This window comes from Bacillus sp. FJAT-29790 (genome assembly GCF_019039215.1).
GTDB lineage: Bacteria > Bacillota > Bacilli > Bacillales > Cytobacillaceae > Cytobacillus.
The window spans coordinates 350,975-373,060 of sequence record NZ_JAHNZZ010000002.1 but is presented as its reverse complement, the minus strand read 5'-3'; the positions used below and the strand labels follow the sequence as shown (position 1 = coordinate 373,060).

Sequence of the window (22,086 nt, the reverse complement as noted above, 5' to 3'; positions counted from 1 at the left end):
GAGGATTTATATGCAATTTACAAATTCTGAACGTATACATAAAGAGGCACTTGAACATATCGTCGGGGGAGTGAACAGTCCTTCCCGCTCTTATAAAGCAGTTGGCGGTGGAGCGCCGGTCGTCATGGAACGTGCGCAAGGTGCCTATTTCTGGGACGTGGACGGAAATCAGTACATCGATTATTTAGCTGCCTATGGTCCAATCATTACTGGCCATGCCCACCCGCATATTACAGAAGCCATTAAAACAGCAGCTGAAAAAGGGGTCCTTTACGGAACACCTACTCCCCATGAAGTTACATTTGCCAAAATGCTGCAAGAGGCGATGCCAGGATTAGAAAAAATCCGTTTCGTCAATTCCGGTACTGAAGCGGTCATGACGACGATCCGGGTAGCACGTGCGTATACAGGCAGAGATAAAATTATTAAGTTCGCCGGCTGCTATCATGGGCACTCTGATCTTGTTCTTGTTGCTGCAGGTTCTGGTCCTTCTACTCTAGGAACACCAGATTCCGCAGGAGTTCCGAAGAGCATTGCACAGGAAGTTATTACCGTACCGTTCAACGATATTGAACCTTATAAAGAAGCTTTAGAAAAATGGGGTGACCAAATCGCCGCCGTTCTCGTTGAACCCATCGTCGGGAACTTCGGGATTGTCGAGCCGAAACCTGGATTCCTCGAGGAAATAAATGAATTAACACATGCCGCGGGAGCTCTCGTTATTTATGATGAAGTCATCACTGCTTTCCGTTTTATGTATGGCGGCGCGCAAGATATGCTCGGGGTCACACCTGACTTAACGGCGATGGGAAAAATCATTGGCGGCGGTTTGCCAATCGGGGCGTATGGAGGAAAGAAAAAAATTATGGAAACAGTCGCTCCATTAGGCCCAGCCTATCAGGCAGGAACAATGGCAGGAAATCCAGCTTCCATTCTCTCGGGAATTGCTTGCCTTGAAGTCCTGAATCAAAAAGGTGTCTATGATTATTTAGACCGCCTTGGCGCTATTCTCGAGGATGGAATTATAGCAGCTGCAACCGAATTCAACATTCCAATTACAATCAACCGCTTAAAAGGGGCATTGACGATCTACTTTACGAATGAAAAAGTGGTTAACTACGAACAAGCTGAAAACACGGATGGAGAGATGTTTGCGAAGTTTTTCAAACTGATGCTGAAACAAGGAATCAATCTAGCACCTTCTAAATACGAGGCATGGTTCGTGACAATAGCCCATACAGAAGATGACATCCAAGCAACCATCCAAGCCGTTCAAAATGCATTTCAAGCATTAAAAGAGGAATAGTTCTTCATTTTGCACATAATTAATTAAAGGAGCGATTTTACGCTCCTTTTTTATTTCAGCAAGTATTGTGTGTTAGAACTTCCATTTGTGCGGGTCTACCGAAGTTTCGGGCGAAGAGTGCGGTCGTTGCCGAGGGACGTGGAACATTTTGCAGAGGAAAATATTCAACCCGAAAAAATCAAAAAAATGCCCATTGTACTTCTCCCAATATCCCTGTATAGTACATTAATATCAAAAGCTACATAACAAGGAGCTTGAATGCCGCTCATATTTGTTGCTGTTCTACCTCATCTTGCTTACTATTAAGGATGGCGTAAAAACAACCAGAAGGATTCATCTTCTGAAAGAAAGGAAATTAGTTCGTATGAAGCTTGGTGCCCGAGTACTCAAAACGGGAATCGCAATTATTTTATCATTGTTTTTATCGGAGTTATTTCAACTCCCATCACCTGTCTTTGCAGGCATTGCTGCTATTTTCGCTCTGCAGCCGACCATTTACCGATCATTTTTATCGATTATTGAACAAGTACAAGGGAATGCCATTGGTGCAGCTATCGCCGTTATTTTTGTATTAATTTTCGGAAATGATTTATTCATTATCGGGCTAGCTGCCATTATTGTCATCACCATTAACCTGAAACTTAAAATTGAAAATACGATTGCTTTATCACTGGTTACTTTGCTCGTTATTATGGAAGCTTCTGGTGACACCTTTATCCAATTTGCGCTTATTCGGTTTTCTACGATTATGTTAGGGGTTTTTTCTGCCTTTATCGTGAACTTAGTGTTTTTGCCGCCTAAATATGAGAAAAAACTCTATTTTCAAATCTCAGATATTACCGAGGAAACAACAAAATGGATCAGACTTACGATCAGGCATGCTTCCGAGCACAAATTGCTGCAAAATGATATTGGAAAAATGAAAGCAGCGGTTAGGAATCTTGATCAGGTATATGCTATGTACAAAGAGGAGCGCAATTATTTAAAAAAGAATACGATTGCGAAATCACGGAAGCTCGTCATATACAGGCAAATGATTTCAACGGTGAAAAGATCCCTTGAAACGCTGCGAAGATTGCACCGCTTTGAAAATGATCTTCAGGAAATGCCTGCTGAATTTCAACATGCAGTTCAACAGCAGCTTGATTGTCTCATTCATTATCACGAGCATGCGATGTTAAAGTTCATTGGAAAAGTACGCTCACACGTCATTTTTGAAGAAGGAGATATTTTTCTAAACGGGAAAGAGCTTTTTAACCTCTTTTACTCGCAGCAAAAAGAAGCGAAAGTAGAAGATGAAGCAATTTTATCCCATACAATGCAAATCATATCTGCGATTATCGACTATAATGAACAGGTTGAACATCTCGATAAGCTGATCACAAGTTTTCAAACATACCATAAAAAGACGAATGAAGTGTCGATTGAAGAGTAAAAGCAGCTGAATGTTCAGCTGCTTTTCTTATTGTAAATCAAATTCGCTTGGCGTATTTGTGCCCAGATTTTCACCTCAGCTTGCTCGATAAATTCCTTTAAAAAATCTGAGGCATCCGCCGGAGGCTTAACTTTATTCAGCCGGAGCTTGAACCACATGAATTAGATACCTATTTGCATTATCACGCGCCTTATATTGTTAAGAGACTTCTGCTGAATAAAGTTAAAATTTTATTGTTCAAGCTGTTGAACTTGAAATAATTTATAATAATTGCCTTGTTTTTTCATCAATTCTTCATGGCTGCCTTCTTCTGTGATCATCCCATGCTCGATCAATATAATCCTGTCCGCATGCGTGATCGTCGATAAGCGGTGAGCGACAATAAAGGTTGTCCGCTCTTTAGCAAGATGTTCGAGCGCCTCTTGGATCAAATGTTCACTTTCTAAATCTAAAGCTGACGTTGCTTCATCGAAAATCAGAATTGGCGGGTTCTTTATAAAGATTCTAGCGATAGCTACCCGCTGCTTTTGACCTCCCGATAATTTGACGCCTCGTTCCCCAACCTTCGTATCATACCCATCAGGCAAGTTCATAATGAAATCATGCGCATTTGCTGCCTTAGCTGCCTCAATAACCTCAGCATCAGATGCCCCCGGTTTTCCTAATAGAATATTCGATTTCACTGATTCACTGAAGAGAATATTATCCTGAAGAACCATCCCAATCTTATCCCTTAACGTCCTGACTTTGAAGGAACGGATATCCTTGCCGTCAAGCAGGATCCTCCCATCTGTTACATCATAGAAACGGGGAATTAATCCGACTAGAGAAGACTTTCCGCCACCGCTCATCCCAACAAGCGCAATGGTTTCTCCTTTTTTCACATCCAAGGAGATGTTGTTAAGCACTGGCTCCTCCTCTTCACTATAGGAAAAACTTACTTTTTTAAATTGAATATCTCCTTTAACATCCTTGCATTCAACAGCATCAGGAGAGTCATCAATATCGTATTCCTCATCAATTAATTCGAAGACCCTGTCCATTGAAGCAATCGACTGGGTCATCGTGGTCGATGAATTTACGAGCCTTCTAAGTGGATTGTATAATCTGTCTATATAAGCAATAAATGCCATCATCGTGCCCATGGAGAGATCTCCTTGGATGAACTGGTAACCCGAATAGCCGATAACGATTAAAGGTGCGATATCAGTAATTGTATTTACAACCGCAAATGCTTTTGCATTCCATTTCGTATGATCAATCGCTTTCGCTAAAAAGTTTCCATTTTGCCTGTCAAACTGAGTTTGCTCATAATCTTCAATGGCAAAGCTTTTGATAACAGCCATCCCTTGTACCCTTTCATGTAGGTACCCCTGTACTTCTGCAAGTGCCTGTGAGCGGGCTCTCGTCAATTTTCTTAAATTCCCAAAAAAATATTTGACCGAGAAGGCATAAAACGGGAATAAAATTAACGACACAATCGTTAACGTCACGTCCATTTTTAACATGATAATTACCGCAATGACAATGGTTGCGACATCAAGCCACAAGTTCATTAAACCAGTAATAACAAATGTCTTCGTTTGCTCCACATCATTAATAACTCTCGAAATGACTTCCCCAGCTCGTGTGTTTGCATAATATTTAAAGCTTAGCTTTTGAATATGGGTAAATAGCTTGTCCCGAATATCATACAAAATTTTGCTTGCAACCCACTGAGCAAAATACTGCCTGTAATATTCAATAGGCGGACGAACGATCACAAAGAGAACAATCATTATTCCCATGATCGTCAATAGGCTACTTGTTTTATCGGCATTGTTTAAGTCCGGATTTCCCGCAATATCGTCAATGACATATTTTATTAATAACGGAATAAGCAGCGGAATCGCAAACTTAATAATCCCGATTATGATTGTAACAATAATCTGAAGGCGGTAAGGTTTAACAAATTTCATATAACGCCAAATACTTCCCAACCTACTTTCCTCCTTTGAATCAAGTGAAACAGCCCATATAAAAGCCTGTTGATACATCGTTCAACAGGCATCACAATTGGCATCTATATCTTTTCCATCAGCGTCTGTATGTAAGATACCTTTCATACCAAATATCAATAAAATCTGGTGCAAACGGACCTTTTCTCTGGCGGATCCAGTGAATAAGCTGATCCACATTGGCTTTCAGAATGCTATCTATTGGCTGGGGATAATTCATTTCCTGACGATGGCGTTCATATTCATCTTCATCTAGCAAATTGAAAGTCATATCTGGAAAAACTTTAATATCGAGGTCATAATCAATATATTTCACAGCCTCTCCGTCAAATATAAATGGAGAGCTAATATTACAATAATAATAAACCCCATCTTCCCGAATCATCCCAATGATATTAAACCAATATTGGGAATGAAAATAACAGATAGCCGGCTCTCGAGTAATCCATGTTCTTCCGTCCGATTCTGTTACAACCGTCCGGTCATTCCCACCGATCACTAAATTTTGAGTCCCTTTTAATACGGTTGTTTCATCCCAGACGCGATGGATGTGCCCATTGTGTTTATAGCTATGGATTTGTATTGGTTCTCCTTCTATGGGTACCGCCATTCTTCTCCCCTACTTTCATTTTCCCGGGCTTTGCAACCTATTCTTTCTAGTGTTGAGAGGTCAGAGCTGAGATTGGTGGAAATTAGCCGGTTTTATTATCTCAACTTGATTCTCTTGTAAATAATTTCAAAAGGCAACAAAGAACGAATCCTATTTTCTTTTATTATAACGGTTTAAGACCGAATTTAAAACAAAGAGCCATTGAAATTCATCAATGGCTGGAAGAATTACGTAATCCTTTGAAGCTTTGGCTGTACATGGGTGACAGTTAGTTAAGCTCATGTCCCATTTCCTTCATACCAAATGTGAGAAGTTTGAAATTCCTTTCAGGATGTTACCTTAACATCTTGATAAGAACGAATGACTTCTTCTGTCTGTCTTTCGAATATTTGATGAATTTCCCTTAATTCCTTTTTCATTTTGGCGATTTCAATTTGGACACTCTCTAACATTGTTTCCTGCTGCAAGGATTTAAGCTGAGCTTCAATTTCCTCACAGCGTTCTAGTTCGCCCTGTAAAAATAATAGCTTATCCATTGTTTCCAATTGTTCTGATACTAATAGATCAAAAGTCTTCATCATGTGAGAGTCACCGTCCCAATTTAACTTTCTTTATCTATGTATTCGCTTTTGACCAAATCATTCCTTTGACAACTTCTGTTGACTTTATGGAAGTTTTGTCGAATAAAAAGAAAAGCGCAAGCGCCGTGAAACAAGTACAGAGCAAGCTGTTCTTGCGATGATAATTCCTTAGTCTTTGCATTTATTCTCTAAAACTCCCTTAAATATACCAGCTCGCTTAATCAGAGTTTACTTTAAGTCAGTCATGGGGGATTTTTCAAAAAAGCAGCATTATTACGAAAAATAAAAGAAGGCACCCTTCCGAATGAAGAGCGCCTTCAATGCAATTAGCCTTGTTGTTTTCCAGCGTTTTGTGCTTTTTTTGCTTCAGCTTGTTGGTTTTGCTGTCTTACTTCTTGAGCATTTGTTTCGCTAGCAAACTCTGTGCCAAATCCACCTTGACCTGCAGCTTGACCTGCGCCAGCAGATTGAGCGTTTTGTTGTCTTACTTCTTGAATGTTAGTTCCAGCTTGAGATTGGTTTGGTTGTTTTGCCAATGTAATCACCTCCACGCTCATTAATTTAACCAAGCGCAGAAGAAATATCCTTAGTTTTTAAAAACAAAAAATAAAAAGTTTTATACCTTATACTAGTAATGAAATTCCACCGTCAACAATAATCGTCTGGCCTCGTATCATACTTGATTCATCCGCCAATAAAAACATAATTGCATTCACCATATCCTCGATTTCGACCATTCTTCCGGCCGGCGTTTTTAATTTTGCATCAGCAAGCATTTCGTCCCTATTTGGAAAATGTTTTAATGCTTCTGTATCCACAGCTCCGCCTGAAACAGCATTAACAGTAATATTCTTTGGTGCTAATTCTACCGCTAAATATCGTGTTAATGCCTCCAAAGCTGCTTTAGATACCCCCACAGTTGTGTAATTTTCTAAATACCGGATTGAACCTAGGGAGCTAATGCTAACAATTTTCCCGCCATTGTTTTTTTCCATTAGTTTAGCCGCTTCTTGAGCACAGAACAAAAGAGCTTTACTATTAATATTCATTGTCCAATCCCAATGAGATTCTTGCAATTCCAAGGCTGGCCTTTGAACTCCTGATGCCGCATTGCTGACAAATACATCAAGCCTGCCGAATTCCTGGTCAATTTCCTGAAATAATATTTTAATCTTTTCAACATCCCCAACATTTGCTTTAACTGTTAAAACTTTTCTTCCAAGTGCTTCAATTTCAGCAGCCACTTCTAAAGCCGCTGTTTTGCTTCTCGCATAGTTGATGACGATATCATAACCTTCTTTTGCCAGTCTAATGGCAGTTGCTTTTCCAATTCCTCTGCTGCTGCCTGTTATTAGTGCTACTTTTTGTGTCATTGTCAAAAATTCCTTTCTTTTATGGGGTAAGAAAAGCTGATCATTTTTAAGGCTCCTTTTTAAAATGATTGTTGTTTTTAAATAGGATTAGTACAAGGTTGATTGGAGCGGAAGGTGCGAGACTCCTGCGGGAGTAGCGGGACAGGTGAGACCCCACAGGCGGTAACGCCGAGGAGGCTCACCGCCCGCCCCGCGGAAAGCGAGCTCCTGAAGCGGAAATCAACTAGACCACTTTTGGGTTAAATAGCAACAAACTTTACGAAAACAGCCTTTTTTTAAAATAACTGACCTGCTTTTATGGCAAAAAATGCCGCCTTTTTCTTCTATTGCTTCTAATTTTAGCTTTTTCATGTATATCTGGCAATCTTGATTAAAACAATACATTATGTACCGTCATGAAATAGATGTTGAAAGGAAGATACTAATGTATGATGGCCGAGATATGACTGAACTCTCAATGATGTCGAAAACTGATTGGAATGACAACGAGCTTTCCTACTTTCACCATTCTTTCCAGCAGATCGTTCCATATTTGAATGCGGAAGGGCAATCCATTCAAAGAGAAATTATTGAGGAAATCCAAAACCGTGGAGGATTGCGATACACAACTAAAGAATAATCTTAAAGGGTCAGAATCCTAGGTATATAGGAAAAGACCCTTTCGAGTTTTCTGTTACTCACTTTCCAAATACTGCTTTAGTATTTTCTGATGAGAAACTGAAAAGGTAAATTCCTTCAGTTCCTCCAACGTTACTAATTTCAAGCCATGTGTTTCTTTTGCAATTGAATGGAGCTTGCCTTTATATGCATTAATATTCCAAGTCAAATGGGAAAAAACATGTTCTATTTGTCCGATTATCTCTCCTATTTGCACATCAGCTTTATAAAGGGTTTTTGCTGCTTCCTTTAATTGAACATTTTCATTTTCATAGGGTAAAATAATCTCTATATTAGGGAATTCCCATAAGTTTGCAAGCAACCCTTTTTCAGGCCTTTTATGAATGAGCAGTTTGCCTTGATCGTTCTTTAATACCGCCGCCGCTATTCGAATATGCCGATGTTTCTTATTTTTTGTTTTGACAGGAAGATCGGACTGTGTTCCTTCATGAAAGGAATGACAATGTTCACGGACGGGACATAGGAGGCAGCTTGGCGATGTCGGTGTGCATATTAACGCACCTAATTCCATTAGGGCCTGATTGAAAAAGGAAGGATTATCGCGGGCAATTAGTTTTCTCACCGCTTCTTCGAAAATTTTCCGAGTTGAAGCCTTTGCAATATCTTCCCATATCGATAATATTCTCGATAATACCCGCATAACATTGCCATCAACAGCCGGTTCGGGAATTCCGTAAGCAATACTTAATATAGCACCAGCTGTGTAAGGACCCACTCCTTTTAAAGAAGAAATCTCCTGCGGATTGTCCGGAACTTTGCCGCCATATTTTTCATGGACTTCCTTGACGGCAGATTGCAGGTTCCTTGCCCGTGAATAATAACCTAGTCCTTCCCATGCTTTCAAAACTTTATCTTCTTCAGCTTCTGAAAGAGCTGTAATTGTTGGAAATTGCTCAATAAATCTGTGAAAATAAGGGATGACCGTGTCTACTCGTGTTTGCTGAAGCATAATTTCGGATACCCAAACTTTATAAGGATCCTTGTCTTTTCTCCATGGCAAATCCCTTTGTTCAACTTCAAACCATCCAATTAAATCTTGCTGAAATGCAGTAATATTAACATTTTCTATCTGTTCTAAACCTTTTATATTCAATTTTAGTTCCTCCAAGATGATAAACAACCAGAAAGATGGGAATATACTAATACAATTACATTTTTAATGCCCAGCAATTCCGGTAATAATAATCAAATTCGCCTTGGCGTATTTGCGCCCAGATTTTTATCGAGCTTGCTCGATAAATTCCTTTAAAAAATCTGAGGCATCCGCCTCTTTAAAGGTAACGGTAATTTGTAGTTAACACAAGAAAAATGAGAAGCTAACTTAGCCACCAGGAAGACTATATTCTCCTGTGGATAAAAAGTGTATGATTTAACAAAGTCTAATATCAAGAAAGGGGGCTTGTCCTCTTGGATACAGGTACACATATTGTTATGGGACTCGCACTTGGTGGCATTGCCACTCTTGACCCGGTTGTTGCAGAAAATTCAGTAACAGCGACAAGCGTCATGATTGGTGCGATTGTCGGTTCAAATATTCCTGATATTGACACTGTCTTAAAGCTTAGAAATAACGCTGTCTATATTCGTAACCATCGTGGGATTACTCATTCTGTTCCTGCGGTACTTCTTTGGCCGCTAGCCATAATCGCTGTCATATATCCTTTCTTTTCCGGGGCAAATTTGTTTCATTTATGGGTTTGGACATTCCTTGCTGTCTTTCTACATGTGTTTGTCGACATATTTAATGCGTATGGAACACAGGCACTAAGGCCCTTTTCATCGAAATGGGTTGCATTAGGAGTAATAAACACTTTTGATCCTTATATTTTCGGAATTCATGTTGTCGGCCTGTTCATTTGGGCTTTCGGTGCACATCCTGGTTATACCTTCCTTGTCATATACGCAATATTGATCATCTATTACTTGTTTCGATTTCAAGCGCAGCGAACAGTTCTGAATATTGTTAAAACGATGATTCCCGATGCTACAGACATCATTATTGCACCAACAATGAAGTATAATCAATGGCGGATTGCAGTCATGAATAATCATCAATTTTTTGTCGGACGTGCGGTTAATAATGACGTGAAAATACTAGATCAATTTAACCGAGTCCCCGTGCCTGAAACACCGATTTTAGAAGCTGCAAAAAAAGATAAAAACCTATCTGCTTTTTTATCATTTTCGCCTGTTTACCGCTGGGAAATCGATGAATATGATGATTATTCCGAAGTACGTTTCATTGATCTGCGTTATCGAAGCAATGACTATTATCCCTTTGTTGCTGTCGTACATCTCGACCTTAATTTAAATATCTTGACTTCTTACACCGGCTGGATTTTTAGTGAAGAAAAACTGAGAAAAAAGCTGGATATTATCCCGGGGTGAAGTTATATTAACCAGCAATTTGGCAGTCTTAAATTTAAACAGGCTGCCTCATGAGTCAGCCTGTTTTTAATGAAGCTTATTTATATCTAGCTCCAATAAATGTTTATATTTAGGGTTGTGGGCGACAAATTCATGGAGCTTGTCTCCATAATACTCGATCCATTGGCTGACAACCTTTTCAGTCATTTCACTGCCTTTATACTCCATTCCCGCTCTTGCATATGTGGTTTCAAAGTCATCCCAAAGCAATTCCACCCAAGTTTGTGCTTGTCCGGCTGAGAGCTGTTCATTTATTTCCAGCAACCGTTCAAATAGCCTTTTTTGATAACTGTTCATTCCTTTCACCTCCATCATAAAGTTCACTAATCCGCTATTTCCATTAATTGAATGGATCAATTCCTCATAGCGTGTGGAAAACAACAAATAATAGGTGTACGTGATTACAATTTGCCTAAACTTTTGTGATCACGTTTGTTTACGCGCTTTTCACCCCGAACTAGGAGGTTGCTTATGAGGAATAAAGTAACAAATTTCCCGTACGAAAACAAAAATAAATTTGACGACGAGGGACCATTTGCGAAATCAGAATATGCTTCCAAAAGGGCGGATGGTACGATTAATACACATCCTCAAGAGCGAATGAGGGCTTCAACAAACCGTGACGATAATGATAATCCTGAATTTTAACTTTATTCAGCAGTAGTGTCCCACTTCTATATTTGGCGAGATGAATGCAAACAGGTATCCATTTCAGTGGGGGTTCAAACCTTAGCTGAATAAAGTTAAGCCTCCGGCGGATGCCTCAGATTTTTTAAAGGAATTTATCGAGCACGCTCGATAAAAATCTGGGCGCAAATACGCCAAGGCGAATTTGATTACTTGAGGAGGGCTTAATGATGGGAAAATCAAAAAACAGAAATTTTGAAAGAAACCCGTATTCCAGGTCCCTTGCTTCTCCATGGGCTAACCCAAAGCATGCCTACAAACAGGTAAATGGCCAGACCCAACAAACTCAAGACCTTATCATATTAGAGACCGTAGTCAAAAGAACTCCCTAAGGGTAGGAAAAGCGCAAGCGCCTTCGGAACAATCAAAGGGAAGATTGTTCCCGCGATGTTTATTCTAGGGAGCTTCCCTTTTGGAGCTAGACAGTTATCTAACTTGAGAAAAGTAATATTTTATTATTCAGTTGGAAGAGGATGGATATCATCCTCTTTCTGCTACTTTTTCAACATCGAAATAGGGATTGCTTCTTCTGCTTTATTGCCATTTAAACGAAAACCCCATGCAAAGACACCATTCATATAATCAATTTTAAAATATGACCCTGGATCACCTTCAATTTGATAAAGCTCCCCCGCTTTAAAGTCATCAGGATTCAATAAATAAGACTTTGCCATTACTGCTTTTCGTTCCAAAACAGCAAATTCATTAACCATCCCCATTTGCTCAGCCTTCCTTGCTTTTTCATGGAGTTGAGCTATTTCCTGTTGAAGCTCATATGTCGTCATTTCACTATATCTTTTTTCCTGCTGCACTTCTTTCATCCTCCCAAAAGTAGTTCCTTCGCAGTAGCCTAATTTTTCAGTAAATTAATCCTTACTAGTATATTGAAAAATAATCTGTTAGGAAAGTGGAAAAGCTTTAATCCCAATCGTATATTTATTTTTATCGCAGATTAACGGACAGTAAAACCCCCACTGATGGAAGTTTCACTTTATACAAATATCGTTAAGAATGAGTACTAAAGCTTCTAAGCCTTTTTTCCAAGTGTTTCTTATATGTCCTTAAATTCATGTAATATCTGATCGATTAATTCCATCGAAAATCCTTTGCGAAATAATGTCAGTTTCATTTTTTGCTCGTATTCAAAATCAGTTAGCACGGAGAATTTGCGGTGAGCCTTTTCGGCATGAGACCTAAGTGCAGACATCTCATCGTCTTCGGCTTTTTCCATCTCTGTTTCGGCAATAGCCGCTTGAATCGTTCCAAACTGAAAACCTTTCCGTTTAAGCATTTGTTCAAGCTTTTGCTTCATTCCCCTCGAAGAATCACGCGTATTTTTTTGAACATATTTTTCACACATCGCTAAAGCCTTGTTGAACTCCTCTTCGTCTGGATATTCTTTCATTGCCTGATCAATTAGATTTTCAGAAATGCCCTTCTCTTTTAATTCTTTGCGAATTAAACCAGACCCTTTGTCCGTCGTATTCATTTGTGTGCGCACATAGGCAATTGCAAATTCCTCATCATTTAAGAAGCTATACTCGTATAATTTGTGAATAACTTCTTGAATAATAACATCATCGATTTCTTTTTCTCGAAGATTATTTCGGACTTCTGCTTCCGAGCGCATTCTTCTAGATAAATACTGAATAGCCATGTTATATGCTTTTCGAATAGAATCTTGATAATCAATTTCTGTGAGGGAGAACTCATCAAGTTCCATTCCTTTTTTGAGCTGATGCTTAATTAATACATCCTCGTCAACACTGAATGCATATTTTTCTCCATTGCCGTCATCGGTAAAAATATTATATCGATCTCTCTTTTTTTGCTGAACCGTAATTTTCGTTATAATAGGCATTTTTATCACCTCCATCTTAATTTAACACATCAATTAAAGGTTTTTGATAATATTGAACGAATAAAGAAGATTTAATAAACCGTAAACTTTGAAAGGAGATGCGAAATGAAAATTGCAGTGACTGGCGGAACAGGTTTTGTCGGGCGCTCATTAACAAATGAATTAATAAACAAAGGACACGAGGTTTTAGTTCTGACAAGAAATATTAAAAATAAAACAAACTCCAAGCAGCTTTCCTATGTTCAATGGCTAAATGAGGATGACAAACCTGAAGAAACATTAGAAGGAATTGATGTATTAATCAATCTTGCAGGGGAATCCATTAATAGCGGAAGATGGACGGACGAACGAAAAGGAATCATTTTAGATAGCCGGATTTCAGCAACAAGAGAAGTTTTGCGGATATTCAAAAACTTAAATAAAAAGCCAGACACGTTTATTAATGCAAGTGCAGTGGGATTTTATGGGACATCAGTTACAAAAACCTATACGGAGGAATCAATAGAAGCTGGGCTAGACTATCTTGCAAAAACGGTACAAAAATGGGAGATTGAGGCTCATAAAGCTCAGGAAATTGGTATTCGGACAGTTTTATGCCGATTCGGAATCATCCTTGATAAAAATAACGGAGCACTTCCGCGAATCGCCCTTCCTTACAAACTGTTTACAGGTGGTACAGTAGGAACCGGGAATCAATGGGTTTCATGGATTCATTTGAAGGATGTTATAAAAGGAATCATGTTTGCGATAAAAGAAGAACTTGTTGAAGGGCCCGTTAATTTCACGGCTCCGAATCCGGTAACAATGAGAGAATTTGGACAGACGCTTGGGGAGGTTCTGCACCGTCCCCATTGGATGCCTGCTCCTGCTTTCGCTTTAAAAGCTGCACTAGGGGAAATGAGCATACTTGTATTAGAAGGACAAAAAGTGATACCTGGCAAGTTGGTATCGAACGGGTATCCATTCCTTTTTGAAGATATAAGATCTGCTTTAAAGGACATCTACTGATTTTTTTACGAAAAAATATATCAAGCCATTTAATAACATGATGGTATCATTCTTTTCTTTTAAGGGAAAAATAAGGTAAGTGTGAACCTATACTTGAAAGGATGAATGGAATGGATAAAAGAACGAAGGATAAAAAGAAACGATCTTTATCAAGCACACAGGAAGTACTCTATGCACGTGAATTTCATAGGGCTGATCGGGCAGGCGGCTATGTTAACAGAAATTCGAAGCATTAATTTCCACTTATAGTACGTTGCGGGAATGTAAAACATAGAAGTACGGAAACACAAACGTTTCCGTACTTCTATGTTGAAAGGGGTTTTTGCAATGGGCCGTTCACGTGGACAGAGATCTAGTGGTAAGAACAAAGCGAAACTTCCTCAAGTTCCGAAAAACATGAAATCTGATGGGATCGACGTAGAGTATTCACAAGAGCTTGCAGATCAGGAGGATCTTGAGGCTCAAGCTCGTGCCAATGCTGCTAATCAACGAGTACAGCTAAAGAAAGGTAATAAGTAATCATTAGAAGCAGGAATTTATAAATTCCTGCTTCTAATTTTTCCTCTGAATTTTTTAAAAATATTATCAAATTTCAAGTCTTCATTTCTGGGTTAATGACTGGCTGCGGGACGATTTCCAATTCCATGTCCGCCTTTGCCAAGATGGTTCTTAATATACCGGATAGCAAACCGGTCAATTCCCCAGTAGTATGCTCCGTTCCCTGCAAAGAGGAGGATAATTGCTACTGTATATAAGATTGGGTTAGTGCTAGTTGTACCCGCTAATAGGAAGTTTAAGTTCATGAATGCCGCTGCTATTAATGCCGGGATCGTTGCAATTCCGAAAATGAGACCTAAACCTACTAGAACTTCACCCCATGCTACTAAAGTACTGAACAGACCTGCGTTTGGTAAAGCAACTCCTTCTAAAAAGGCTGCGTACCAGCCTTGAACGGCTGGGTGATCTCCGGCTGCCTTCGCAATTGCTCCTTGCATAAAACCACTTGCATCAAAACCACTATTCACTTTATGCATACCTGCTTCTATCCATTGTAGTCCAAGCCAAATTCTTAATATTGTCCATGCTATCGCCGCTAGTGGAGTTTTCCACCATTTCATAATAATCCTCTCCTAATTTCAATCATATTGTGAAATTATTCACAAACCTATTTAAAAATTTTTTACCCATTCTGCGGGTACTAAGCCGGCCAGCTTTTTGGAAGAAAGTCTGTGAGTTTTTGTGAAATCCTTCACTATCTTTCTTCACTTTTAATATACGCTTTTTCATATAATTTGGCAACTAACTTCACCATTTTTTCATAAATATCATTCAGTATTTGACTAACCTGTGAACGATAGTTATTCACAACTATGTGGATATTATATGCAACTTATTAAATCCCTTTAAAGCAGAGGGTGTTATTCTCCCTAAGTACAGCCCGAAATGTTTTTAGATTCAGGCGCCAGCTCTTATCGTCTGGAAGAAATTTATGATCAAGAGAACCTAACCTCCACCTCAACTATTTTCCCTGACATAAGATTTTCCATACATGAAATTTTCTCCTTTTTAGAAATGGAATCGGACCTATGACGCCTTTTTTAAGGAGAAGTGTGCATAGGAATCATTCGAATTTTTTAGCATGAGAAGGATAAATACGCACAACTTTCCTAAGGGAGGTTGTCTTTTTTTATAAAAGTATTTCGATGTAAGGTCTCCCATTGTCCCTAACCTACAAAAGGATGTCAGAATTATTGGTTCCTTCGAACATTGTAGAGAGTTGTCACAGAATTGTAAGATTAGTTTAAAGATAGATATTTTTCGGAGGTGCCCTCTAGGTATGGAAGCGATTACAAGAGACTTCTTCTTGTTTTTATCAAAAAACGAGTTACTGAATAAATTTGCGCAGAAACGAGGCGGCAATTTTGCAGCTGGGAAAATTATTGGTGGCACAGATTTCCAAAGCTCAATTCGATTTATTCGCGAGCTGAACCGTCAAGGATTATCTGTAACCGTTGATCATCTTGGAGAATTCGTTGATTCAGTTGATGTTGCCAATGAACGAACATTGGAATGCATGCAGACGATCGAAATGATAAGTAAAGAGAACCTTGATTCCCAAGTTTCAGTAAAGATGACTTCTTTAGGACTTGATATTGACCGTGAACTTGTTATTAAAAATATGACGAGAATTCTCGACACAGCCGAAAAACATAATATTATGGTAACGATTGATATGGAAGATGTGCCGCGTTGTCAGTCTACGATCGATCTGTTCAAGCAATTTAGAGAAAAATACAGCTGTGTCAGCACTGTTTTGCAAGCTTATTTATACCGAACTGAACAGGATTTGAGAGATCTTAGTTCTTTTCAACCGTTTTTACGTCTTGTAAAAGGAGCCTATAAGGAGTCTCCAGAGGTGGCTTTTCCAGAAAAGAAGGATGTAGACGAAAATTATAAAAGATTGATTGAGCAAAGCTTGCTAAATGGGAACTATACGGCCATAGCTTCACATGATGATGCGATGATCGAATATACAAAAGAGCTAGCAAAAAAGCATAATATTCCAAATGACCAATTTGAATTTCAAATGCTTTATGGCATGAGAAACAAGTCACAATTAGAGTTGGTTAAACAAGGTTATAAATTTCGCGTCTATGTCCCATACGGCATGGATTGGTATGGTTACTTCATGCGAAGATTAGCCGAAAGACCAGCGAATATTGCTTTTGCTTTCAAAGGGATGGTCAAAAGCTAAATATTACCTGCTTTTATTATTTAAGGGGCTTAAAAATCCATGCACAATGTGTCTCTCTTAATTAACACTGAAAGCACATTACGCAGGGGTTTTTTCACACATATAAAAAAAAGGGAGAGTTTAAAATTATGATTCCATACAAACATGAACCATTTACTGATTTTTCAAAAGAAGAAAACAAAAAAGCATATGAAGAAGCGCTTCAACTTGTAGAAGGCTACTTAGGACAACACTACCCGTTAGTCATTGGAAACGAAAAAGTTACGACAAATGATAAAATTGTTTCTTACAATCCTGCTGATAAACAGGAAGTCATTGGAAGTGTGTCAAAAGCAAGCAAGGAACTAGCAGAAAAAGCGATGCAGGCCGCTGTTACTGCATTTGAAACATGGAGAAAAACAAAACCGGAAATTCGTGCGGACGTACTATTCAAAGCCTCGGCCATCATCCGTCGCCGTAAACATGAATTTTCTGCTCTTTTAACAAAAGAAGCAGGCAAGCCTTGGAATGAAGCAGACGCGGACACAGCAGAAGCAATCGATTTTCTTGAGTTTTATGCGCGTCAAATGCTAAAAATCAAAGACGGTGTACCGGTTGAAAGCCGTCCAGGTGAATTCAACCGCTACGATTATATTCCTCTAGGTGTTGGCATTATCATTTCGCCGTGGAACTTCCCGTTTGCGATTATGGCTGGAACAGCTGTTGCTGCTATCGTTACAGGGAACACAGTCTTATTGAAGCCAGCTTCAACAACACCAGTTGTAGCTGCGAAATTTGTAGAAGTAATGGAAGAAGCTGGCCTTCCAGCAGGCGTTTTAAACTTTGTACCAGGAAGTGGCGCAGAAGTTGGCGATTATCTTGTTGACCATCCGAAAACTCGTTTTGTCTCCTTCACAGGTTCTCGTGACGTCGGCCTTCGTATTTTTGAACGTGCATCAAAGCTTAATGACGGCCAGATCTGGATGAAACGCGTTATCGCAGAAATGGGCGGAAAAGATACGATCGTTGTAGACAAAGAGGCAGACTTGGAATTAGCGGCACAATCTATTGTTCGATCTGCTTTCGGCTTCTCCGGTCAAAAATGTTCTGCCTGTTCACGTGCCGTAATTGTGGAAGATGTTTATGATGAGGTATTAAATCGTGCTGTAGAATTAACGAAAGAACTGACAGTTGGTAATCCAGTGGATAATCATTTCATGGGTCCGGTCATCGATCAAGCAGCATTTGATAAGATTATGAGTTATGTAGAGATTGGCAAAGAAGAAGGCCGCATCCTTGCTGGCGGTGAAGGTGACAGCTCTAAAGGCTATTTCGTTCAGCCAACAATTGTAGCAGATGTCGATCCGAACGCCCGCTTAATGCAGGAAGAAATTTTTGGTCCAGTCGTCGCGTTCGCAAAAGCACGAGATTTCGATCATGCGCTCGAAATTGCTAACAACACAGAGTACGGACTAACTGGTGCAGTGATTACAACAAATCGTGCGAACATCGCCAAAGCACGTGAAGACTTCCATGTTGGAAACCTCTACTTCAATCGTGGCTGTACCGGTGCAATCGTGGGATACCAGCCATTCGGCGGCTTTAATATGTCGGGAACCGATTCTAAAGCAGGTGGACCGGATTACTTACAACTTCATATGCAAGCAAAAACGACTTCTGAGATGTACTAAGAAAAGTAAAGACGCTTAGCGTATTCTAATAATGCCCCGTTCTGTGGCAACGTCTACAAAAACAGACGAAGTCTCCCTTGTCCTGCGGGCATCAAGCATTAGCCAATCCGTCCAAAAGGGTGCTCTTTAACCTTTTGGACAGATTAGCACTAGACTAAAGAGCCGATTGCTTCTTGAGCTTGTCAGTTATCTCCCTTCAAAATTGCAATTTATGATACTATGTGAAAATAACGCTTCCATTTTCTGTTGTCGGAAAATGGAAGCGTTATTATTTTGTTGAAATAATATTATGAAAAATATAATATTATGATAAAATACTATTATCAAATTCGCCTTGGCGTATTTGCGCCCAGATTTTTATCGATCTAGCTTGATAAATTCCTTTAAAAAATCTGAGGCATCCGCCGGAGGCTTAATTTTATTCAGCCAGAGTTTGACCCCCACTGTATTGGGTACCTATTTGCATTCATCTCTCTTCTTTTAGAAGTGAAAGACCTCTGCTGAATAAAATAAAAGGGAGGAATTACGATGTCCAATGAAATGTATCAATTATTAGCAATTATTATTTATATGGCTGCAATGGTTTTCATCGGTTGGTATGCATTTAGACGTACATCCAACTTGACGGACTACATGCTTGGCGGACGTTCACTCGGGCCAGCGGTTACGGCTTTAAGTGCTGGAGCTGCAGACATGTCCGGCTGGTTACTCATGGGTCTTCCGGGTGCAATCTATGTGAGCGGTCTTGTTGAAGCTTGGATTGCTATTGGTCTGACAGTCGGTGCGTATTTGAACTATGTACTCGTTGCACCACGTCTTCGCGTCTATACGCAAGTGTCCAATGATTCCATTACGATTCCGAGTTACTTGGAAAGTCGTCTAAAAGATAAATCGCGTATTTTACGTATTGCTTCAAGTATCATTATTCTTATTTTCTTTACTTTCTACGTATCTTCTGGAATGGTTGCGGGCGGAAAGTTTTTCCTTAGCTCCTTCGGACTTGACTATCACGCTGGTCTTTTAATAGTTTCAGCAGTCGTTATTTTCTACACTTTATTTGGTGGGTTTTTGGCGGTTAGTTATACAGATGTTGTCCAAGGGCTTATTATGTTTTTCGCACTTCTTCTCGTACCGATTGTCGGGTTATTTCTTACAGGTGGTCTCTCTGAAACAGCAACGAGCATTCGGGAAGTTAATCCGCAATTGTTGAACTTCGTTTCCGGTGCTTCCTTCCTTGGAATTTTGTCAGCCGTTGCATGGGGGCTTGGCTATTTCGGTCAACCACATATTATTGTCCGATTCATGGCGATCAATTCGGTTAAAGAGGTGAAAAGCGCACGTCGTATCGGAATCGGCTGGATGTTCCTCAGCCTTTTTGGAGCTGTTGCAACGGCACTAATCGGGGTTGCTTATTATCAGCAAAATAACGCTACGCTCGATGATCCAGAAACGGTTTTCATTGTTCTCGGGCAGATTATTTTCCACCCATTTATCGCAGGAATTATGCTTGCTGCTGTACTTGCTGCTGTTATGAGTACGATTTCTTCGCAGCTGATCGTCACGTCATCAGCGCTTATTGAAGACTTGTATAAAGCGGTCCTTAAAACAGACGCATCAGATAAACAATACGTATTTTTAGGAAGAATGGCCGTCCTTATCGTATCGGTTATCGCAATGGCGCTCGCTTGGCCAAATAACGAGTCCATTTTGAAAATCGTATCGTTCGCGTGGGCAGGATTCGGTGCTTCATTCGGTCCAGTCATCTTACTTTCCTTATACTGGCGGAAGATTACGACTAAAGGTGCCCTTTGGGGAATGGTTGCAGGTGCGATCACCGTTATGATTTGGGGTAATGTTGATTCATTGTCGGGTACGCTTTATGAAATTGTTCCCGGTTTCATCATTTGCTGGATTGTTACGTACTTTGTAAGTATGGCAACGTATCGACCGAATGCCGAGATTGATAAGGAATTCACAGAAGCACTTGTAATTCTAAAAAAAGAAAGTTAAATCAATTTGCCTTGGCGTATTTGCGCCTAGATTTTTGATCGATCTTACTCGATAAAAATCTGAGGCATCCGCCGGAGGCTTAACTTTATTCAGCCGGAGTTTAAACCCAAACTGAATTGGAAACTTGTTTGCATTTATTTCGACACTTATATCGTTTAGAGACTTCAGCTGAATAAAGTTAAAAAGCCTGCGGTGTATGCTGCAGGCTTTTTAACCATTTGGTTGAATAATATTGACTATACAATAGTCTCTAATGAAAGTATGATAATGGTTGACTACCATTTTTTTATAGTATAATTCACCCAAAAAGAGATTGGAGGAGCTGTATGAGTCAGCCATTGGAAAAGATAATTACCATGACCGATATAAACGAAATTACCGATATGGTCAGTGCCTTTTTAAAAAAGCCAATCGTAATCGAGAGTGATCAGTTTTCCCTGCTTTCCTACAGCTCATATTATATCGATCAGTTTGATCAAGCAAATCAACAAACCATTTTTACGAAGCGTTGGCCCATTCCAATTTTAGAAAAGTTTATGGATGAAGGAATCGTTGAACAGCTAAAAACCATCCCTATGCCTTTTCGAGTCAATCAAATAATAGATATTGGCTTAAATCCGCGCGTTGTCGTAAGCGCTAAATATAAAGATCAAATTTTCGGATATATTTGGGTTCAGGAAACGGATAGGATCCTAACAGATTATGAATTTGAATTCCTGCATAACGTGTCCTTTCATATTGGGAAGCTCCTTTATCAAAAGAACCAATTAAAGCTTAAAAAAGATGAAGAAAAAGATCAATTTTACAAAAAAATAATCGAGAAATCGTATCTAACAGAAAATCAAATAAAATGGGAAGCTGCTAATATTAAGGTGATTATTCCTGATGCTTTTATTATTAATGTCTTTACAGTAGCGCAAATCGATGAAGATATTTTTGAAGAGCTCACAGAAACGGTTCGGCTATTTGCCAACGCGCTTAACCAGCCATCCCACCTCATTACTGACCAACTGAAGATCATTGTCATCATCGGCAGCACTTCGCAGGATCCGAGTCGATTATCTGAAAGCGCCAATGAACTGACCAACACAGTTTTAAGCCAATTTAAAAAGCATACCGTTTTTGCTGGAATCGGAAGTGCCTATTCATCTATACTTCAGCTAAGTAAAAGCTACACAGAAGCACTAGAAGTGATTACTGCCGCGAAATTTATCGGCTCACCTAAACAACCTACCTACGAATATAAACGGCTTGGCGTTTTCCGTTACCTTGAAACGATCTCCCGGCAGCAAAGTGAAACAAGCTATATAAATGAAGATATTTTAATCCTGCAAAAGAAAGATCTTGAAAGCCAAACGAATTTGCTGACAACCTTAGAAGTTCTTCTATTAAACAACTGCCGACTTAAACCGACAGCGGAACAGCTTTTCATCCATATCAATACATTAAAATATCGGATCAAGCAAATTACTGACTTAACTGCAATTGATCTTGAAGATTTTAATACAAGATGCCAACTGTATATTGATTTGCAGCTGATGAAGCGTGAAAAATAACGATTTAAAAGGCCAGACTTTAGCATTCTATGCTGAGTCTGGCCTTTTTCACGTACTTAAAAATTTAGGTTGTTTTCGCATATATTGTTGTTTTTAGCCTTGATATTTTGCCCGTCGATTTCCGCTGCGGGT

The 22,086-nt window shown here is 39.4% G+C and carries 23 protein-coding genes; 13 read left to right on the top strand and 10 right to left on the bottom strand.

The genetic code is table 11. The features are described 5' to 3' along the window. The first annotated feature begins 10 nt into the window (after positions 1–10). Positions 11–1,306, top strand: a complete 1,296-nt coding sequence (locus BGM26_RS16750) for a glutamate-1-semialdehyde 2,1-aminomutase (RefSeq protein ID WP_217041174.1) — start codon at positions 11–13, stop codon at positions 1,304–1,306. Between the two features lie 364 nt (positions 1,307–1,670). Continuing rightward, positions 1,671–2,741 carry an FUSC family protein gene (locus tag BGM26_RS16745; protein ID WP_217041172.1) on the top strand — a complete coding sequence of 357 codons (1,071 nt, stop codon included), beginning with the start codon at positions 1,671–1,673 and terminating at the stop codon, positions 2,739–2,741. Between the two features lie 230 nt (positions 2,742–2,971). Here the strand turns inward: BGM26_RS16745 and BGM26_RS16740 are convergent, their stop codons facing one another. The 5 genes from BGM26_RS16740 to fabL all read right to left on the bottom strand — a co-directional run bounded on the left by BGM26_RS16740 (position 2,972) and on the right by fabL (position 7,302). Continuing rightward, positions 2,972–4,720, bottom strand: coding sequence for an ABC transporter ATP-binding protein (locus tag BGM26_RS16740; protein WP_302053255.1), 1,749 nt, complete (start codon positions 4,718–4,720; stop codon positions 2,972–2,974). Positions 4,721–4,817: 97 nt separating this feature from the next. Beyond that, a complete protein-coding gene (gene ntdP / locus BGM26_RS16735; protein ID WP_217041171.1) occupies positions 4,818–5,348 on the bottom strand; it encodes a nucleoside tri-diphosphate phosphatase in 531 nt (176 codons plus the stop codon). Between the two features lie 326 nt (positions 5,349–5,674). Then, positions 5,675–5,926 (bottom strand): YgaB family protein, encoded by a 252-nt coding sequence (locus tag BGM26_RS16730; protein ID WP_217041227.1) that lies wholly within the window; start codon positions 5,924–5,926, stop codon positions 5,675–5,677. 329 nt (positions 5,927–6,255) lie between these two features. After that, a complete protein-coding gene (locus tag BGM26_RS16725) occupies positions 6,256–6,465 on the bottom strand; it encodes a gamma-type small acid-soluble spore protein (protein WP_302053254.1) in 210 nt (69 codons plus the stop codon). 87 nt (positions 6,466–6,552) lie between these two features. Further along, on the bottom strand, positions 6,553–7,302 hold the full coding sequence (gene fabL, locus BGM26_RS16720; protein ID WP_217041170.1) for an enoyl-[acyl-carrier-protein] reductase FabL: 750 nt from the start codon (positions 7,300–7,302) through the stop codon (positions 6,553–6,555). 424 nt (positions 7,303–7,726) lie between these two features. Here fabL and BGM26_RS16715 point away from each other — a divergent pair, with 424 nt between their 5' ends. Beyond that, a complete protein-coding gene (locus BGM26_RS16715; RefSeq protein WP_217041169.1) occupies positions 7,727–7,921 on the top strand; it encodes a hypothetical protein in 195 nt (64 codons plus the stop codon). Between the two features lie 54 nt (positions 7,922–7,975). On the opposite strand, the gene mutY is transcribed toward BGM26_RS16715, so the two are convergent. Next, a complete protein-coding gene (gene mutY, locus BGM26_RS16710) occupies positions 7,976–9,073 on the bottom strand; it encodes an A/G-specific adenine glycosylase (protein WP_254119626.1) in 1,098 nt (365 codons plus the stop codon). A 314-nt stretch (positions 9,074–9,387) separates the two neighbouring features. On the opposite strand from mutY, the gene BGM26_RS16705 reads away from it, so the two are divergent. Further along, positions 9,388–10,368, top strand: coding sequence for a metal-dependent hydrolase (locus BGM26_RS16705; RefSeq protein WP_217041167.1), 981 nt, complete (start codon positions 9,388–9,390; stop codon positions 10,366–10,368). A gap of 66 nt (positions 10,369–10,434) precedes the next feature. On the opposite strand, the gene BGM26_RS16700 is transcribed toward BGM26_RS16705, so the two are convergent. Further along, positions 10,435–10,704 (bottom strand): YfhJ family protein, encoded by a 270-nt coding sequence (locus tag BGM26_RS16700; RefSeq protein ID WP_217041165.1) that lies wholly within the window; start codon positions 10,702–10,704, stop codon positions 10,435–10,437. A gap of 174 nt (positions 10,705–10,878) precedes the next feature. Here BGM26_RS16700 and BGM26_RS16695 point away from each other — a divergent pair, with 174 nt between their 5' ends. Both BGM26_RS16695 and BGM26_RS16690 read left to right on the top strand, forming a co-directional pair. Further along, entirely contained in the window at positions 10,879–11,055 is a 177-nt protein-coding gene (locus tag BGM26_RS16695) for a small, acid-soluble spore protein K (protein ID WP_217041164.1), read from the top strand. 209 nt (positions 11,056–11,264) lie between these two features. Continuing rightward, entirely contained in the window at positions 11,265–11,426 is a 162-nt protein-coding gene (locus BGM26_RS16690) for a YpzG family protein (protein ID WP_217041162.1), read from the top strand. Between the two features lie 162 nt (positions 11,427–11,588). On the opposite strand, the gene BGM26_RS16685 is transcribed toward BGM26_RS16690, so the two are convergent. Both BGM26_RS16685 and recX read right to left on the bottom strand, forming a co-directional pair. Next, positions 11,589–11,915 (bottom strand): YfhH family protein, encoded by a 327-nt coding sequence (locus tag BGM26_RS16685; protein ID WP_217041160.1) that lies wholly within the window; start codon positions 11,913–11,915, stop codon positions 11,589–11,591. 230 nt (positions 11,916–12,145) lie between these two features. Further along, entirely contained in the window at positions 12,146–12,955 is an 810-nt protein-coding gene (gene recX, locus BGM26_RS16680) for a recombination regulator RecX (protein ID WP_217041159.1), read from the bottom strand. 105 nt (positions 12,956–13,060) lie between these two features. On the opposite strand from recX, the gene BGM26_RS16675 reads away from it, so the two are divergent. The 3 genes from BGM26_RS16675 (at position 13,061) to BGM26_RS16665 (ending at position 14,482) form a co-directional block, all read left to right on the top strand. Further along, entirely contained in the window at positions 13,061–13,963 is a 903-nt protein-coding gene (locus tag BGM26_RS16675) for a TIGR01777 family oxidoreductase (protein ID WP_217041157.1), read from the top strand. Between the two features lie 110 nt (positions 13,964–14,073). Continuing rightward, entirely contained in the window at positions 14,074–14,199 is a 126-nt protein-coding gene (locus BGM26_RS16670; RefSeq protein ID WP_217041155.1) for a YfhE family protein, read from the top strand. Between the two features lie 91 nt (positions 14,200–14,290). Continuing rightward, complete coding sequence (locus tag BGM26_RS16665) at positions 14,291–14,482, top strand: YfhD family protein (RefSeq protein ID WP_217041153.1); 192 nt, start codon at positions 14,291–14,293, stop codon at positions 14,480–14,482. Between the two features lie 92 nt (positions 14,483–14,574). Here the strand turns inward: BGM26_RS16665 and BGM26_RS16660 are convergent, their stop codons facing one another. Further along, positions 14,575–15,081 (bottom strand): DoxX family protein, encoded by a 507-nt coding sequence (locus tag BGM26_RS16660; RefSeq protein WP_217041152.1) that lies wholly within the window; start codon positions 15,079–15,081, stop codon positions 14,575–14,577. Positions 15,082–15,800: 719 nt separating this feature from the next. Between BGM26_RS16660 and BGM26_RS16655 the strand changes: the two genes are divergently transcribed. The 4 genes from BGM26_RS16655 (at position 15,801) to BGM26_RS16640 (ending at position 21,954) form a co-directional block, all read left to right on the top strand. Next, the gene (locus BGM26_RS16655) at positions 15,801–16,718 is read left to right on the top strand and encodes a proline dehydrogenase family protein (RefSeq protein WP_217041151.1); all 918 of its coding nucleotides are present in this window, start codon (positions 15,801–15,803) and stop codon (positions 16,716–16,718) included. 125 nt (positions 16,719–16,843) lie between these two features. Next, on the top strand, positions 16,844–18,388 hold the full coding sequence (gene pruA, locus BGM26_RS16650) for an L-glutamate gamma-semialdehyde dehydrogenase (RefSeq protein WP_217041222.1): 1,545 nt from the start codon (positions 16,844–16,846) through the stop codon (positions 18,386–18,388). A gap of 528 nt (positions 18,389–18,916) precedes the next feature. Further along, complete coding sequence (gene putP, locus BGM26_RS16645) at positions 18,917–20,398, top strand: sodium/proline symporter PutP (protein ID WP_217041150.1); 1,482 nt, start codon at positions 18,917–18,919, stop codon at positions 20,396–20,398. A gap of 326 nt (positions 20,399–20,724) precedes the next feature. Beyond that, a complete protein-coding gene (locus tag BGM26_RS16640) occupies positions 20,725–21,954 on the top strand; it encodes a PucR family transcriptional regulator (protein WP_217041149.1) in 1,230 nt (409 codons plus the stop codon). The last annotated feature ends 132 nt before the right edge of the window (positions 21,955–22,086 follow it).